This is a genomic window from Rossellomorea oryzaecorticis (assembly GCF_038405515.1).
Classification (GTDB): Bacteria; Bacillota; Bacilli; order Bacillales; family Bacillaceae_B; genus Rossellomorea; species Rossellomorea oryzaecorticis_A.
The window spans coordinates 42,053-58,341 of record NZ_JBBYAF010000013.1 but is presented as its reverse complement, the minus strand read 5'-3'; the positions used below and the strand labels follow the sequence as shown (position 1 = coordinate 58,341).

The window sequence follows — 16,289 nt, the reverse complement described above, 5'->3', positions numbered from 1 at the left end:
TCATACTTTCGCAAGCAATAAAAAATCCCTCTCACCGCTGAGATGAGAGGGCACACTTATCGTTAATAATCATTGCACGCCAAGCGAATGGTCGTACATTGCTCCTTCTCAGCCTCACGGGACCGTATTAAAGGTATTATTCAATTAACTAAATGGTACAGGTTGTTCTATGGTTTGTCAATGCTTATTTTTCAACTGTGCTAACAGCTCTTTGAATTCCTTTGGCAGCTCGGCCTGAAATTCCATATATTCATTCGTTCTTGGGTGATTGAAGCCCAATACACCTGCATGGAGGGCCTGTCCATTGAGGCTCAATGTTTTACGGGGACCGTATTTAGGGTCACCTGCAAGCGGATACCCGATATACTTCATATGAACACGTATTTGATGGGTACGTCCTGTTTCCAATTCGCACTGTACTAAAGTAAAATCCTTGAATCGTTCAAGTACTTTAAAATGCGTAACTGCATTTTTCCCATTATCAACAACGGTCATGCTTTGACGGTCTTTAGGGTCACGTCCGATCGGTGCATCGATCGTGCCGTATTCATGGGGGATCAACCCGTGAACGACAGCCGTGTATTTTCTGGTAACAGTTTTTTCAACAAGCTGATTGACCAAATGTTCATGTGCCAGATCATTTTTTGCAACCATCAATAAACCTGAAGTATCTTTATCGATTCTGTGAACGATGCCAGGTCTTAGTACACCATTAATGCCTGACAGGTCTTTACAATGATACATAAGCCCATTCACCATAGTTCCTGAATAATGTCCCGGGGCTGGATGTACAACCATCCCTTTTGGCTTATTCACTACTACTACATCCGAATCCTCATAGGTGATATCAAGATGAAGATTCTCTGGTTCGACATCCAGTTCTTCCGGCTCAGGAATAGTAACTGTGATCGTCGACTCAACCGGGCACTTAAAGTTTGGTTTTACCTCCTCATCATTCACTTTAATATGTCCTTCTTTAATCCATTGCTGGACCTGCGAACGGGACCATTCTTTATTCAATCCGCTGACAATCTTATCAATTCGTTCGCCCTGTTCATTCTGTTGTATGATGTGCTGAATTACTTCCATTCTGTTTCTCCTTCTTTGCTTTTCGTTCGTCCAGATACATATAAATGATTAATAGCGCTACTCCAATCGTCAATGCTGCATCAGCAATATTAAAAATCGGGAAATCATAGGAAAAGATATATGTATTTAAAAAATCGACAACTTCTTTTCGAAAGACGCGGTCAATAAAGTTTCCAATCGCTCCACCAAGCATAAAAGCCAAGCTTAAACTGAACAAAGACTGACCTTTAGCATGGACTTGCATATAATACACAATACCTACAATCACTACTATCGTAATAATGTAAAAAAACCACATTTGTCCCTGGAGTATTCCCCATGCTGCACCTTGATTTCGATGAGATGTCAAATAGAAAAGATTTTCAATGATTTCTATGCTTTCCCCTTCTGCCATCTTCTTCACAACCAACCATTTGGTCAGTTGATCCAACCCAATTACAACCAAAGCCAATAAATAATAAAACACAAAGGCAACCTCCATATCGTAAGAAATGATTACCTTTGCATTTTAGCATAAACAGTTGAATAAAGACACTTAAACTAAAAGCGTTTTATGAAAGATTGTTTTATGAATACCTGTCCATATGGATTTTCCCGTAATGTCTCCAATCATTCGCTTCTGTTAATGAAGTAAGTGTCGGATTCATTTTGATCAGGTCAAACGGTATCTCTTCCCCGCTCATTTCACAAAGGCCGAAACGGTTTTTTTCAACCAGTTGAAGCGCATGTTTAATATCGGAAATTTCCTGGTTTATATATTGTTGAATTAAAGGATGTTGAGATTGACTTGCCTCTAGCTCTTTCAAGGATGCGGTTAATTCTTGAATGATGGATGTGTATCGGTCATATGTCATCTTGATCCCTCCACTCTTAGTATGGAGGTAAGTGTCATAAAATTTGTCTTGCAAGATATAGTAATTATGGAATTGGTCCCACCAATGAGGTAACAGAGCCATTTGATGAAAAATGTTAAAGATTTCTTTTTGTTCTTCAAATACAAAAAGACTGGTCCTTGAAAAAGCAGACCAGTCTTTCTTGTGTTTATGCTAAGTGTGAATAATTTTCTTTGACTACGGATGCACATCTCGTGCATAGGGTCGGATGATCTTTGTCTTCTCCCACTGTTGGTGTGACTACCCAGCAGCGGTCACATGTTTCGCCTTCTGCTTTTTCAACGACAATGCTGTTCTTGCCTACAGTCAACGCGTGTTGAGGCGCTTCATCGATTCCCCCGCCTACTTTAATGGCAGAGACAATGAATAACTGCTTCAGATCTTCTGAAATAGAATTCAACAAAGATTGTGTTTCTTCATTAACGTAAAGTGTCACTTTAGCAGTCAATGATTTACCGATCAGCTTTTGATTACGGGCCTCTTCAAGAGCTTTTAAGACATCATCTCTCAGCTCAAGGAATGCACTCCATTTTTTCTTTAATCCTTCAGCATTCGGAAGATCCTTGGATTCAGGCATATCGGTTAATTGCACGCTTTCTTCTTCCGCATCAGGAATGTGAGCCCAAACTTCGTCCGCTGTATGAGAAAGGATTGGTGACATTAATTTCGCAAGTACAACCAATGCTTCATACAAGACAGTTTGCATCGCTCTGCGCTCATAGTTATCTTTTGCTTCAATGTAAAGGACGTCTTTGGCAAAATCGAGATAAAACGAGCTCAAGTCGAGTGTACAGAAATTATTCACTGCATGATAGATGCTTGCAAATTCATAGTTGTCATAAGAGTTCTTTACATTTTTCACTAAGTCATTCAGCTTGACCATCATGAACTGATCGACTTCACGTAGTTTTTCATAAGGAACCGCATCAGCTTTTGGATCGAAATCAGCTAAATTACCCAGGAGGAATCTATAAGTGTTTCGGATTTTTCTATATACTTCAGCTACTTGCTTCAAGATCGGATCAGATACACGTACATCTGATTGATAATCAACCGAAGCTACCCAAAGGCGAAGGATATCGGCCCCCAGCTGCTTCATGACTTTTTCCGGAACAACCACGTTCCCAAGTGATTTACTCATCTTTCTTCCATCACCGTCCAGTGCAAATCCATGGCTGAGCACCCCTTTATAAGGTGCTTTCCCTGTAACTGCAACACCAGTTGTCAAGGATGAATTGAACCAGCCGCGATACTGGTCGGAGCCTTCAAGGTAAAGATCTGCCGGACGCTGTAAGTCGTCACGTGCTTCAAGCACCGCCTGATGAGAAGAACCTGAGTCAAACCATACATCCATGATGTCCTGTTCTTTCGTGAACTGGCCATTCGGGCTTCCCTCATGAGTAAATCCTTCAGGGAGAAGATCTTTCGCTTCTTTTTCAAACCAGATATTTGAACCATGCTTGCTGAATAAAGCAGAAACATGCTCAATTGTTTCATCTGTGATGATTTCTTCCCCGTTTTCAGCGTAAAATACCGGAATTGGAACACCCCAAGCGCGTTGTCTGGAGATACACCAATCACCGCGGTCTCTTACCATATTGAACAAACGTGTTTCTCCCCAGCTCGGCACCCATTTCGTGTCTTTGACAGCTTGAAGCAGTTCATCGCGGAATTTATCGATTGATGCGAACCATTGAGCCGTCGCTCTGAAGATTACAGGTTTCTTTGTACGCCAATCATGAGGGTACGAATGCGTGATGAAATTAAGCTTCAATAATGCGCCGGCTTCCTCGAGCTTCTCAGTGATCGGTTTGTTTGCTTTGTCATAGAATAATCCTTCAAACCCCGGGGCTTCAGAGGTCATTACACCTTTATCATCAACAGGGCATAATACATCCAGGCCGTATTTCTTACCTACAAGGAAGTCATCTTCCCCGTGACCAGGTGCAGTGTGTACACACCCTGTACCAGAATCGGTTGTTACATGATCTCCGAGGATGACAAGAGATTCGCGGTCATAAATCGGATGTTTAGCTTTAAGGCGTTCCAGCTCGGCACCTTTGACCTTTTTCGTTACTTCATACCCTTCCCATGAAAGGTTTTCAGCAACATCTTCAAGCAGGTCGTCAGCCACTACATAAGAGTTGCCGTTGACTGAAACAACAACGTAAGTCAGATCCTGATGGACAGCGATTCCCAGGTTCGCGGGAATTGTCCAAGGGGTCGTCGTCCAAATAATGAACTGGGTACCTTCAGCAAGTACTTCTTTACCATCTGTCACGCTGAATCCTACATAGATGGATGGAGAACGTTTGTCTTGATACTCAATCTCTGCTTCTGCAAGAGCAGATTCACTTGACGGGGACCAGTATACAGGCTTTTTACCCTTATAGATATAGCCTTTCTTGGCCATATCACCGAATACTTTGATTTGTTGTGCTTCGTATTCAGGTTTTAGAGTGATATAAGGATTTTCCCAATCACCCCGAACTCCCAATTGCTTGAATTGTGTACGCTGGATATCCACTTGCTCATATGCGTATTCCTCGCATAATTTTCGGAATTCTGCAACGGTCATTTCTTTGCGCTTAACACCTTTATTCGTAAGTGCCTGTTCAATCGGCAGTCCGTGAGTATCCCAGCCTGGAACATAAGGCGCATTAAAACCGTTCATTGATTTATATCGCACGATGAAATCTTTAAGAACCTTATTCAAAGCGTGCCCCATGTGCAGATTTCCATTTGCATATGGAGGTCCATCATGAAGAACAAATAAAGGACGACCCTGTGTACGATCTTGGACCTTTTTGTAAATGTCCATCTCTTCCCAGTTCTTTTGCGTTTCAGGTTCTCTTTTCGGTAAATTCCCTCTCATTGGGAATTCGGTTTTCGGCATCAATAAAGTATCTTTATACTCCATTTAATATATCCTCCTTCAGCATGTATCTTAATTGCCATCTTTTCTACTTTCTTGCTTTCTTAAACACCGCGGTTGATCTCCGTGCAAGACTTCGCTTTCCGCAGGCGGTTGGTGAGCCTTCCACTCCAATCAACTGCTGGAATCACTCAACATTCAAAAACCTGTTTAGAATCATTCCAGAACAACAAAAAAAGCTTTCTCATCCCAAAGAAGGGACGAGAAAGCTTTCCCGCGGTACCACCCTCATAAAAATATCCAAAAGAACATTTTCACTCGTTTCATTCGTAACGTGAATAAAACGCCAAACACTAGTCTTCCGGAGTCACTCGGGAATTTCATGCCTGGAGCTCAAGGGTGATCTTCCGCTTCTATTTCCTCACCGGGCTCGCACCATCCCCGGCTCGCTATATAGGAATTAAAGTAGAAACGTACTGTCCCTATCTCAGCCTTTAATATGGCAAATCAGATTGTTTTACAATTATATGAAATGAATGCAGCTTTCGTCAAGAAAGTGTTTCTTCTTCTTTAAGAGTTTTTAATTCAGTGGCATCTAAATCAAATTCCATCAGCTGATCCCAATCGTTTGTATCCAGCAAATCAAGCTGAGCTTCAATCAACATCTTGAAGCGCGTACGGAATACTTTCGACTGTTTCTTGAGTTCTTCGATTTCAATCGCAATCTTTCTTGCTTTTGAAAGTGATTCATTAACGATCCTGTCTGCATTTTTTTCTGCTTCTTTAATAATCAGTTTAGCTTCTTTTGTTGCATTCCTTTTTACTTCTTCCCCTGCTTCTTGGGCGATGACGATTGATTTGTTCAACGTTTCCTCAATGTTTGTAAAATGACCTAATCGTTCATTCAAAGAATTCAAACGTTCTTCAGTTTCTTTCTTTTCTCTGATAAGAATTTCGTAATCTTTAATGATCTGATCCAGAAATTCATTAACCTCGTCTTCATCATAACCGCGAAAGCCACGACTAAACTCCTTGTTATGTATGTCTAATGGCGTTAAAGGCATGGGAGCCACCTCCAGTACTTGGTGAATTACAATTTTATTATAACTAAAAATTCGACAGTATGTGGGGGAAATCCTTTATTTTTCTTAAATTATTTCAAAATCCCCAAAGAAATCCGCCATTTTTCACGTTTGGTTCTTCCTTCTATTGAAATAAGCTTACTTCTGCCGTAACCCCTGGCAGAGATAACATCTCCTGCTTCTACTTCAATAGAGGCGTTTTCTGTGATCTTCCAATTAAGTTTCACCAAATTACTCTTTATGTACGTTTGAGCCTTCTGACGTGAAATATTATAAATCGCTGCAAGTACGGCATCGAGTCTCAGGGAACTAACGGTCGTTACTTTCTCCTGCCATTCTTCCCTGAATTTAATCAATTCTGAAAAAGGGACGTCTTGCAAATTCACTTTTGCTTTACCGATTTGTTTTAATTCCATCCTGACAAATTCTGATATTTCTTCGGCCAGGATCAGTTGAATCTTTTCTTCGTGAGCCAGAATATCCCCGAACTTTTCACGTTTCAGCCCCAATGACATGATGCTTCCTAATACTTGTCTATGTTCTATTGTAACAAACTTACTTGAGTACTCAATCTCGAATAACCGGATACCATAATCTTCTTCTGCAGGCTGGAAATAGGAGGGGTACAGTAACGCCCTTTTCCTCTCTGTATTTTCTGGGAAAAAGGAGAAGATTATTTCTTCGTTCTGACCAAGGATCGATTGGACAATATGCTGCTGTCTTGGGTCCAAGAAGTCCGTCCGCTTCGGTGCATATTGATTCTCCACTTGCTCCCTCCACTCAAGGACACTATCTACAAATTCCTTTTCATCCTGTCTGAAATGCTGATAAATGCTCAACAGACTCACCTCCATACATGTACAAAATAAAAGAACTGAAACGGTTATTCATGTTTCAGCTCTTTAGGTAACGTTACAATACTTTCATTTAGATGAACCACATGAATAGTTGACGAAGGCCCATTTGTGCCAAATTCAAAACAATGAAGGCAACGATAGGGGAGATATCAATCATTCCAAGCGGCGGAACAAACCGTCTGAACGGCTCCAGATATGGTTCACATATCTTGGCCAAGAATTGACCAATGGAGGATTCCTTTGCATTTGGAAACCAGGACATTAAAATATAGATGATTAATGCCCACGAATAAAGCTGAATGAGTGTAGATAAAACATCATAAACAAATACCATAATTTACATTACCACCTTGAATCAGATATATCTTCTTCTTTCAGAAATTCTGAAATATTTCCGCTCACTTCAACATTATCAGGTGTACAGAGAAAAATATTCATCCCGACCCTCTGAATGTCGCCGCCAATCGCATAAACTGTACCGCTAAGGAAATCAACAATGCGCTTAGCCTGGTCATGCTGAATTCGCTGCAGATTTACAAGCACAGATCTTCTATTCTTCAGGTGGTCCGCTATTTCCTGCGCTTCTGCATAAACTCTGGGTTCAACAAGGATTACCTTGGAAGATTTCTGGACACTTTGAAGACTGACTACATTCTGCTTCCCTTGAGACACTGATTGTGTTTTCATGTTCTTCTTCTCCTCGAATTCCTCTTCGTACTTCTCATCTTCTTCATAATCATACTCTTCTTCATCTAATAAGAAGAATGTTTTCAATTTAGATTTAATGCCCATTTACGTACATCCCCTCTCAGTCATTTCCAACTAAAGCTGATCCAATACGGATAAAAGTAGCACCTTCTTCAATTGCTATCGTGTAATCATTACTCATCCCCATTGATAGTTCTGTACATGGTGCATATGATATTTCCAAGGAATGGATCTTCTCTTGAAGTCCTTTTAATGTTCGAAAGCATTTTCTTAAGAAACCTTCATCATCCGTATGAGGTGCCATAGTCATTAAACCGACAACCTTAACATTAGGATAGTCATTAAGACTTCTGATGAAACCTTCAACTTCTTGGGGAGGCATGCCGTGTTTGGAATCCTCACCCGACACATTCACCTGAACGAAACAAGAGACAGGCTTGTCCGCTCTTTTATGAATTTCCTTGGCCAGGGATAATCTGTCCAAGGAGTGTATGTAAGATACTTTGTCAATGATATTCTTAACCTTCTTGGATTGCAATGTACCGATAAAATGCCACTCCGGTTCATCCATTAATTCTTCCCATTTGGACAGGAGACCTGAGTCGCGGTTTTCTCCTAAATGAATTAAACCGGCCTGCAGGGCTTCCTCTGCCCTTTTAGTCGAAACATACTTCGTTACAGCTACAATATTAATGTCTTCGGGCTCTCTTCCGCTTCTGCTGCAAGCCTCATAAATTTGGTCTTGTATCCGTTTAAGGTTCTCTTCAACTTTCATTTCATTTCTCCTTCCAGCCTATAAAACTCATCATTCTCCCTGTGTGTCCATTCTCTCTACGGAAAGAGTAAAAATCACTGTTGCAGGAAGAACAATAACCAGAAGTATGGATTTGTCTTTCAACTAATCCCCTCTGCAGCAAAAGGAATCTGTTCACTTTCTTCAGATCTAAATGATATTGCCCCTCTTCCTTTAAATTATAGGGCAAGTCGTTTCCATCTTCTAGTACTTTTTTTACTCGATTCAATACTCTGTCGTCCACAACATAACATTTTTCACAAATGGATGGTCCGATAACGACTTCGATATCTGACAGCACGGAACCTTGGTCTAGGTATTTCGATATCATGGCAGGCCCGATTTCCTCGACTGTGCCCTTCCATCCAGCATGTGCCACACCGATTTTACCATTCTGTTTATCGAGAAAATATAAAGGAACACAATCTGCATAACACATGGTTAACAGAAGGTTATTATGATTTGTCATAAAACCATCCGTATCTTTTATACTCGTGGAGTATGAGATGCTGCCTTTTCCCTGATCAGAAGGAATGACCTCATGGATACTGTTTCCGTGAGTTTGTTCAGCAGCTGCCCAGTTTTCTAAAGGAAAGTCTAGTGAATGAGCGATTATTGCCCTGTTTTTCACGACATTTTCGCTTTCATCGCCTACATGCAGACCCATATTCAATGAATCATAGCAGCCTTCACTCTCTCCTCCGAGTCTTGTAGTAATCCCAGCTTTCAAGCCGGGAAATTCTTCAGTCCACTTCTTTATTGCATAATACGATTCCGATTCTTTGATAAAAGGCTCGTTAAACACGATTGAATCTCCTTCTTTTTTTATAAGTGTACCACAGAATCTGATTTTTCGTCATTTATCAAGAAGATTCTTTGGGTTCTTCAAGTTGTCCTTGTATATAATGGCTTTCTTTATGTCGAACAAGAATGACATCCTCACCTATTTTGACGATGCTTTTCCACGGAATGACAATATCCTCATCCTTCCCAAAAAAGCCCAACAACTTCCCTCCCCCGCCTATGACGATTGCTTCAATTCTCCCAGTATCTAAATTGATTTCAATGTCTCCAATATTCCCTAACTTTCTCCCATCCGATATATTGACAACGTCTTTTATCTGAAATTCAGATATTCGTACCACAAAATCCCCTCCTGAATACTTTTGAATGTCATCCAGAATACTTATTTGGCAACATTATGCTTCTTTCTATATTGTATGCAGCAAAAAGAAAGGCAGACCCGGGATTTAAGGATCTGCCTTTCTGATCTGTCCGGGAAGAATTCTATCATCTTCCCCTCATTCACTTATTGAATATTCTTATTCATTTGTTTTATGGCTGCTTTTTCTAATCGAGATACTTGAGCTTGTGAAATCCCTATTTCGTCAGCTACTTCCATTTGTGTTTTACCTTGAAAAAAGCGTTTACTGATAATCAGCTTTTCCCGTTCATTTAATCTTCGCATACCTTCTTGTAAGGCGATCTCTTCAATCCAGTGGAAATCACGGTTTCGTTCATCGCTGAGCTGATCCATGACAAAGATTGGATCTCCTCCATCATTGTAAATCGGTTCAAACAATGATACCGGATCTTGGATTGCGTCCAACGCAAAGACAATTTCTTCATGCGGGACATCCAGAACCTTCGCAATTTCTTCAGCAGTCGGCTCTTTGGAGGTTTCACCCATCAGCTTTTCTCTAACCTGCAAGGCCTTGTAGGCTATATCACGCAGAGACCTAGAGACTCGGATGGGATTATTGTCACGCAGATAACGACGTATTTCCCCTATGATCATGGGAACTGCATAGGTGGAGAATCGTACATTTTGACCTAAGTCAAAGTTGTCGATTGATTTCATTAATCCAATACAACCGACTTGAAACAAATCATCAACATACTCACCACGATTGTTAAAACGTTGAATTACACTTAAGACGAGACGTAAATTTCCATTCACAAGCTTCTCTCTTGCCGATATATCGCCTGCTTGCATTTGTTTGAACAGTACTCTCATTTCTTCATTCTTTAATACTGGTAACTTGGAAGTATCTACACCACAAATCTCAACTTTATTACGTGTCATTCTTTCCCCTCCTTGCAGGAGATGTTGTACAAAGTTCAGTATTTCCTTGAGGAGGAAAAATATGCATTTCATACTGTCGATTTGTGGTTGTTCCTCGTCGAATCCCTTACAAATACTAGAAATATTAACGGAATTTTTTTTTGTGTAGTCTAATAAAAAAAGCTGATCTTTAGTAAAGATCAGCAGTGTGGATTCATACCATTTTATTAAATTCTTTCTTTAGTCTCTTGATAATCCTTTTCTCAAGCCTTGAGATATAAGATTGAGAAATCCCCAGCATATCTGCGACATCTTTTTGTGTCTTCTCTTCTTCTCCCATCAGGCCGAACCTCAGCTCCATGATTTGTTTTTCACGATCTGACAGCTGGTGCAGGGCGTTGAATAATAATTTCTTATCCACTGTCGCTTCCAAGTCTTTCGTAATAATGTCTTCATCCGTCCCCAGAACATCTGACAGAAGTAATTCATTCCCATCCCAATCAATGTTCAATGGTTCATCAAATGAAACTTCCGAACGGATTTTGTTGTTTCTTCTGAGATACATCAATATTTCATTCTCAATGCATCTTGAAGCATAAGTAGCGAGTTTGATCTTCTTTTCTGGATTAAAGGTATTAACCGCTTTAATTAAACCTATCGTACCGATACTGATTAAGTCTTCAATATTAATACCCGTATTTTCAAATTTCCTTGCTATATAAACGACTAGTCTCAGGTTTCGCTCTATGAGCAATGACCGTGCTGCTTTATCGCCACCCGGCAACTTGTTGAGAAGGACTTCTTCTTCTTCTTTCGTCAAGGGAGGAGGAAGGGCCTCACTGCCTCCTATGTAGTATATTTCATCCGTTTTAATTCCAAGTTTGATTAATAATTTGTACCAGAAATATAAAAATTTCATTTTTAATTTTTTCATCGTTGCTCCCCCTTCTATTTCGTTAGAATGTGAGTATAGTAATAGTAATTGAACTATGAAACATTCTGTACCGGCTTACCGGAAGCCATTCTGGGATGAACGATTGCTCCAAAACTTTCATCAGCTGAGAGCGGTTCCTGTCTGAAAACGATCAACCCGTTTGCAGACCAAGAGGATTCATGATCTTTTAATGTGATAGAATCTGGTTTGACCCCCGCTAATAGTTGACTTTTCCTCCCAACCGACTGAGCGGGTACGATTCTTAAACGGTCCGACCATTGAACTTCGAGATTTTTTTGACCGGAGAAAATGTCTTCCGCTTCTTCACACAGTATTTGTACTTCTTCAGGCACTGTATCCTTCAAGGAAGAAATGGATACAATCATTACAGGACTCTTTGTTATGGGATCTTGCAGCTGGTTTCCACTGTCCACAAGTCCTTTTACAGTGAATTCGAACTCTCCAATTTTAATGATCACATCCACCAGCTGATCGTATTGGATTTTAACGTGTTCCACACTATCCATCCTGCCTTTAGAGAAATACCAGGCAATTGGAAGTGCCAGCATGACGAAGACCCAGCTGATTGGATCGCCAAATCCCTTGATGCTTGCCAAAAGCACAGTCGTTTCCGCACCAGGATCAAAGGTAAGGAAGTAGTGGGCACCTATAAGGATTCCACCAGTCAAAAAGGTGACAAAGTAAAACATAAGAAGATTCGTAAGATAGTAACGAAGCCTCTTATAACCAAAGGCAGAATAAACCATGAGCAGGGAAAAAAGCAGTTTAACCAACGGATTTCCAACCACATAGGCATAGGGTGAAAAGGAAAGAATTATAATGGCAGAACCTATCAAACTTCCAATCGCTATCCTCCAAAGAGCATATTGTCTTTTTAAAATCAGCCCAGTCAGCCATAGCAATATAAAGTCCACACATATATTCAAAAACCAGATGACATCTAAATATAAGGTCACTCGCTACCCTCCTTAAACTTCACCTAGTTTAATCCCTTTTTTTATTTTGAAACTTAATGACTTATACGAAGTATATCGTACATACCCTCTAAAAGTTTGTCATTTTATGTATGCCAGCAAGGAAAACTTTTAAGAGAAAGAAACGAAATATGTCACCTGAATATGAAAGGGATTAGCAAGTGTAAACTGTTTGTTAGAAAACACAAAAAAGACCCCTTTTGATAGGGTCTTTTTTGTGAAAGTTATTTAACTGCATATACCTTGTCAACGTGCAGCAATTATCGTCTGCGATTACGGTTACGCAGGAATGTTGGAATATCCAATGTATCTTCTGCACCCTGATTGTTGGATGAAGAACGTACAGGTTCCTGTTGCTGAGGTTCTTCTCGTTTTGGCTGTTCACGCTTGACCTGCTGTTGTTGAGGTGCTGGATTAGGCTTCACACCGCCGAATGTAGGACGAGTCTGTTTTGGCGTTTGAATAACTTCTTCATTAAATCCAGTAGCGATGACAGTAACGATTATATCATCTTTTAAGTCTTCATTAATGACAGAACCGAAGATCATATTTACGTCCTGATCTGATGCTGAAGCTACAATATCTGCTGCTTCCTGAACTTCATATAGGCTTAGGCTTGTACCGCCGGTGATGTTCATCAATACACCTTGTGCTCCATCGATGGATGTTTCGAGTAATGGACTTGATACAGCTTTCTTAGCAGCTTCTGCAGCACGATTCTCACCTGAAGCTGCACCGATTCCCATCAAAGCGGAACCTTTGTTGGACATGATCGTCTTCACATCCGCAAAGTCAAGGTTGATTAAACCAGGAGTTGCGATAAGGTCAGAGATACCCTGTACACCTTGTCTTAATACATTATCCGCTTCCCTGAAGGCTTCAAGCATAGGAGTACTCTTGTCAACGATTTCAAGCAGTCGATCATTCGGGATGACGATTAGAGTATCTACTCCTTCTTTCATTGCAGCAATACCGCCGCTCGCCTGATTTGAACGTTTACGCCCTTCAAAAGTAAATGGACGGGTAACTACCCCAACGGTTAATGCTCCGATCTCACGGGCAATCTGTGCAATGACAGGTGCTGCACCAGTACCGGTACCGCCGCCCATACCAGCGGTAACGAATACCATGTCCGCTCCTCTTAAAGCTTCTTCGATCTGCTCTTTACTTTCTTCAGCAGCTTTCTTACCAACTTCAGGATTGGCACCTGCTCCAAGTCCTCTTGTCAGTTTGCCTCCGATTTGCATCTTAATCTCTGCTTTTGATAGATTAAGAGCTTGTGCATCTGTATTTACGGCGATGAATTCAACACCCTGTACCCCGTGCTCGATCATACGATTGACAGCGTTGTTTCCTCCACCACCGACACCGATAACTTTTATTGTCGCTAATGAATCTAAATTTGTATCAAACTCCAACATGACAAATCCTCCTAACTCGTCGAATCAATGGATTCCTTATTTATTCAAAGAAGTATCCAAAGAACTTTTTCACTTTTGACATCGCCTTATCATCTTCATGTGTTTCTTCTGTTACCTTTGCTGGCTTTGGTTTCTTATTGGTTTGTTTTGACTGCCTTTTCTCAGCTGTATCGGCCGGGACAGGTTCAGCGCTTACGCTTCTTCCTTGTAATCTGGCATTCTTCTGAGCATACTTTATCAATCCTACGGCAGTTGTATACTGAGGTTCCCTTACTCCAATATAATCCGGAATAGCTACGCGTACTCTATTTTGAAAAACAATTTGTGCTAATTCTAACACACCTGGAAGATTTACTACACCACCAGTTAATACATAACCGCCTGGCAGGTCTCTAATACCCATTCTCTTCAGCTCATGACTGATAAGATCCAGGATTTCCTCAAGCCTTGCTTCTATGATATCAGAAATTTCTAATTGATTAAATTGCTGATGTTGATCACTTCCGATAATAGGTACACTGAACACTTCATCTTCGGAGGCGTGGTCATAAAAAGCATGTCCATATTTTGTCTTTATCTTTTCAGCATCCTCAGTCGAGGTTCTAAGGCCGATTGATAAATCCTTCGTAATATGTTCTCCTCCGACAGGCAATACTGTCGTTGCTTTTAAATGTCCTTGTTCGAACACAGCAATGGTCGTTGAGCCGCCGCCAATATCAATTAAAGCCGCTCCAAGATTCTTCTCGTCCTTTGAAAGAGCGACAGATCCGGCTGCCAATGGCTGCAGAACAATATCCACAATTTCAAGCCCTGCTTTTTCAACACAACGCAATGTATTATGTAATATCGTCTTAGATCCTGTAATGATGGTGCCTTCCATTTCAAGCCGGACACCAATCATGCCTCTCGGGTCTGTAATTTCATCCAAACCGTCAACTATAAACTGTCTTGGGATTACATTGATGATTTCTCTTTCAGGCGGGATGGAAACAACTTGTGCCGCATCCATCACCCTCAATACGTCTTCATCTCCAATTTCACGGTTCTCGCTTGAAACGGCTACTACTCCGTGACAATTTTGGAGTGAAACATGGTTTCCTGTAATTCCAACTATGACGTGGCTTATGGATAAACCTACCATTCTTTCTGCTTGCTCTACTGCCTTCTTGATTGTTTGAACAGTTTCGTCTATATCTACGATGGAACCCTTTCTGATTCCTTCTGATTCTACATTTCCTACACCGATAATGTTCAAGGAATCATTTGACATTTCACCAATGATCACTTTCACTGTGGATGTACCGATGTCTAGGCTAACGTAAATTTCATTGCTGTTCACTCTATGGCACCTCCTTAAAGAATGTTAATGAGAACAACAACCCTAGATAGTCTCAATACTAAGTATATCTTAATTAAGATATTCGTCGTAACAAAAACGATTCCCTTTTAAAATTCTAATTTTTTTCTCTTTTTTCTTGATTATTAGTCCAATTGCTTATAAGTATCCGTCTGATGACTGCTATGTTTTGGAATAATCTGACTCCAAAAGCAAAAACAGCTGCCAGATATAAGTCTACACCAAGATGGACACCTAGAAAAGCTAAACTTGCTGCTAGTAAAATATTAAAAAAGAATCCCGAAACAAAGACTTTATCATCGTAGATATTTTGGAGGTGAGCACGGATTCCGCCAAACAGCGTATCCAAGGCTGCGAGAACTGCTATCGATAAATAATTTGAGTATTCATCCGGAATTCTAATATCAGTAAGGAGGCCGAGTATGACCCCTACTAGCAACCCTAAAACGGGAAGCCACATATTATCCGTTCCCTCCTCTTTCACTAACCGGTTCCATATAGCGGACACGGATTGTATCATCAAATGATGGCAGAACTACTTCTTCTAATGGTTTGGATATGGATACCCGAAGATTATCGATAAAGAAATCCTCCACAGATTGTGACACCTGCATCCGATTATACAATTTTTTAGCCGTTTCGAGGTCCTTTGTCAATACTTTGACCTCAAACGGAATCTTGGTGATGGAGTAACCATCTACATTCGTTTCTCCATTTATATCCCGAATAACCGAGGTATTGATTAAACGATGCCCATCTATCGAGATGTCCAATGCATCATATTGATTCAATTCATTTACTAACCTTTCAAGGAGCTGAGGGGATACGCTATGTACTTTTTCACCCAGTAATATTTCTTCCATTGCAGGTTCGATTGTCAGGATCAGGCCAGTTCCTTTCTTCTCGGTCAAACCGGCTTCTGTTTTCAGTTCCTCCAAGGTTTGTTTCAGTGCTTGCTCAGGACTTGCCTTTCTCTCTGTTTCATAAGTTTCAAGCGTCTCTTCGACAGCCCTCATTTCCTCAAGCAGTCCGGAATTCAACTCTTTTTCTTTGAGCAGTGCATCTCTTAGTTCCCAAATGTCTCTCGTATCACGGACAACTGGTTCCTTGACTGTCTGAAATTGAATGGCAATCATGAAACCGATGATAATGGTGATAACCGTAAAACTCAATTTAAGCTTGTTGTCCATTCCCCTTCACCTTGCTTCCCAATCACTTTC

The 16,289-nt window shown here is 40.7% G+C and carries 18 protein-coding genes and 1 other annotated feature; all 18 genes read right to left on the bottom strand.

Annotated features, from left to right (window positions below):
- Window positions 1-177: 177 nt before the first annotated feature.
- The 18 genes from AAEO50_RS08640 to AAEO50_RS08555 all read right to left on the bottom strand — a co-directional run bounded on the left by AAEO50_RS08640 (window position 178) and on the right by AAEO50_RS08555 (window position 16,259).
- On the bottom strand, window positions 178-1,089 hold the full coding sequence (locus AAEO50_RS08640) for an RluA family pseudouridine synthase (protein ID WP_341982535.1): 912 nt from the start codon (window positions 1,087-1,089) through the stop codon (window positions 178-180).
- Window positions 1,055-1,555 (bottom strand): signal peptidase II, encoded by a 501-nt coding sequence (gene lspA, locus AAEO50_RS08635; protein WP_341982533.1) that lies wholly within the window; start codon window positions 1,553-1,555, stop codon window positions 1,055-1,057. Before lspA ends, AAEO50_RS08640 begins: the two co-directional genes overlap by 35 nt.
- Before the next feature lie 100 nt (window positions 1,556-1,655).
- Window positions 1,656-1,943, bottom strand: a complete 288-nt coding sequence (locus AAEO50_RS08630) for a hypothetical protein (RefSeq protein WP_341982531.1) — start codon at window positions 1,941-1,943, stop codon at window positions 1,656-1,658.
- Between the two features lie 187 nt (window positions 1,944-2,130).
- Entirely contained in the window at window positions 2,131-4,902 is a 2,772-nt protein-coding gene (ileS, locus tag AAEO50_RS08625; RefSeq protein WP_341982529.1) for an isoleucine--tRNA ligase, read from the bottom strand.
- A gap of 208 nt (window positions 4,903-5,110) precedes the next feature.
- Window positions 5,111-5,355 (bottom strand) — a binding site (T-box leader).
- Between the two features lie 50 nt (window positions 5,356-5,405).
- On the bottom strand, window positions 5,406-5,921 hold the full coding sequence (locus AAEO50_RS08620; protein WP_341982528.1) for a DivIVA domain-containing protein: 516 nt from the start codon (window positions 5,919-5,921) through the stop codon (window positions 5,406-5,408).
- A gap of 89 nt (window positions 5,922-6,010) precedes the next feature.
- Window positions 6,011-6,778, bottom strand: coding sequence for an RNA-binding protein (locus AAEO50_RS08615; RefSeq protein ID WP_341982526.1), 768 nt, complete (start codon window positions 6,776-6,778; stop codon window positions 6,011-6,013).
- An 88-nt stretch (window positions 6,779-6,866) separates the two neighbouring features.
- Window positions 6,867-7,130 carry a YggT family protein gene (locus tag AAEO50_RS08610; RefSeq protein ID WP_341982519.1) on the bottom strand — a complete coding sequence of 88 codons (264 nt, stop codon included), beginning with the start codon at window positions 7,128-7,130 and terminating at the stop codon, window positions 6,867-6,869.
- Window positions 7,131-7,138: 8 nt separating this feature from the next.
- Window positions 7,139-7,588: a cell division protein SepF gene (locus tag AAEO50_RS08605; RefSeq protein ID WP_341982517.1), complete on the bottom strand. Its 450-nt coding sequence runs from the start codon at window positions 7,586-7,588 to the stop codon at window positions 7,139-7,141.
- 16 nt (window positions 7,589-7,604) lie between these two features.
- On the bottom strand, window positions 7,605-8,279 hold the full coding sequence (locus AAEO50_RS08600; RefSeq protein WP_341982516.1) for a YggS family pyridoxal phosphate-dependent enzyme: 675 nt from the start codon (window positions 8,277-8,279) through the stop codon (window positions 7,605-7,607).
- Between the two features lies 1 nt (window position 8,280).
- Window positions 8,281-9,102, bottom strand: coding sequence for a peptidoglycan editing factor PgeF (gene pgeF / locus AAEO50_RS08595; RefSeq protein ID WP_341982515.1), 822 nt, complete (start codon window positions 9,100-9,102; stop codon window positions 8,281-8,283).
- Between the two features lie 58 nt (window positions 9,103-9,160).
- Window positions 9,161-9,442, bottom strand: coding sequence for a YlmC/YmxH family sporulation protein (locus tag AAEO50_RS08590; protein ID WP_175988847.1), 282 nt, complete (start codon window positions 9,440-9,442; stop codon window positions 9,161-9,163).
- A gap of 164 nt (window positions 9,443-9,606) precedes the next feature.
- On the bottom strand, window positions 9,607-10,383 hold the full coding sequence (sigG, locus tag AAEO50_RS08585) for an RNA polymerase sporulation sigma factor SigG (protein WP_341982513.1): 777 nt from the start codon (window positions 10,381-10,383) through the stop codon (window positions 9,607-9,609).
- 193 nt (window positions 10,384-10,576) lie between these two features.
- A complete protein-coding gene (sigE, locus tag AAEO50_RS08580; RefSeq protein ID WP_175988845.1) occupies window positions 10,577-11,296 on the bottom strand; it encodes an RNA polymerase sporulation sigma factor SigE in 720 nt (239 codons plus the stop codon).
- 53 nt (window positions 11,297-11,349) lie between these two features.
- Window positions 11,350-12,273, bottom strand: coding sequence for a sigma-E processing peptidase SpoIIGA (gene spoIIGA / locus AAEO50_RS08575; protein WP_341982510.1), 924 nt, complete (start codon window positions 12,271-12,273; stop codon window positions 11,350-11,352).
- A 278-nt stretch (window positions 12,274-12,551) separates the two neighbouring features.
- Window positions 12,552-13,712, bottom strand: a complete 1,161-nt coding sequence (ftsZ, locus tag AAEO50_RS08570) for a cell division protein FtsZ (RefSeq protein ID WP_341982508.1) — start codon at window positions 13,710-13,712, stop codon at window positions 12,552-12,554.
- 40 nt (window positions 13,713-13,752) lie between these two features.
- Window positions 13,753-15,051, bottom strand: a complete 1,299-nt coding sequence (gene ftsA / locus AAEO50_RS08565; protein ID WP_341982506.1) for a cell division protein FtsA — start codon at window positions 15,049-15,051, stop codon at window positions 13,753-13,755.
- Between the two features lie 115 nt (window positions 15,052-15,166).
- Window positions 15,167-15,529: a small basic family protein gene (locus tag AAEO50_RS08560; RefSeq protein ID WP_341982504.1), complete on the bottom strand. Its 363-nt coding sequence runs from the start codon at window positions 15,527-15,529 to the stop codon at window positions 15,167-15,169.
- Between the two features lies 1 nt (window position 15,530).
- Window positions 15,531-16,259, bottom strand: a complete 729-nt coding sequence (locus AAEO50_RS08555; protein ID WP_341982502.1) for a DUF881 domain-containing protein — start codon at window positions 16,257-16,259, stop codon at window positions 15,531-15,533.
- Window positions 16,260-16,289: the final 30 nt, after the last annotated feature.

Bases quoted from the DNA above. Each gene is read 5' to 3' on its own strand.
- AAEO50_RS08605 (WP_341982517.1), bottom strand. From the start codon at position 7,588: ATGGGCATTAAATCTAAATTGAAAACATTCTTCTTATTAGATGAAGAA.
- AAEO50_RS08560 (WP_341982504.1), bottom strand. From the start codon at position 15,529: ATGTGGCTTCCCGTTTTAGGGTTGCTAGTAGGGGTCATACTCGGCCTC.
- AAEO50_RS08630 (WP_341982531.1), bottom strand. From the start codon at position 1,943: ATGACATATGACCGATACACATCCATCATTCAAGAATTAACCGCATCC.
- ileS (WP_341982529.1), bottom strand. From the start codon at position 4,902: ATGGAGTATAAAGATACTTTATTGATGCCGAAAACCGAATTCCCAATG.
- AAEO50_RS08610 (WP_341982519.1), bottom strand. From the start codon at position 7,130: ATGGTATTTGTTTATGATGTTTTATCTACACTCATTCAGCTTTATTCG.
- sigG (WP_341982513.1), bottom strand. From the start codon at position 10,383: ATGACACGTAATAAAGTTGAGATTTGTGGTGTAGATACTTCCAAGTTA.
- AAEO50_RS08600 (WP_341982516.1), bottom strand. From the start codon at position 8,279: ATGAAAGTTGAAGAGAACCTTAAACGGATACAAGACCAAATTTATGAG.
- AAEO50_RS08640 (WP_341982535.1), bottom strand. From the start codon at position 1,089: ATGGAAGTAATTCAGCACATCATACAACAGAATGAACAGGGCGAACGA.
- ftsZ (WP_341982508.1), bottom strand. From the start codon at position 13,712: ATGTTGGAGTTTGATACAAATTTAGATTCATTAGCGACAATAAAAGTT.
- AAEO50_RS08555 (WP_341982502.1), bottom strand. From the start codon at position 16,259: ATGGACAACAAGCTTAAATTGAGTTTTACGGTTATCACCATTATCATC.
- AAEO50_RS08620 (WP_341982528.1), bottom strand. From the start codon at position 5,921: ATGCCTTTAACGCCATTAGACATACATAACAAGGAGTTTAGTCGTGGC.
- sigE (WP_175988845.1), bottom strand. From the start codon at position 11,296: ATGAAAAAATTAAAAATGAAATTTTTATATTTCTGGTACAAATTATTA.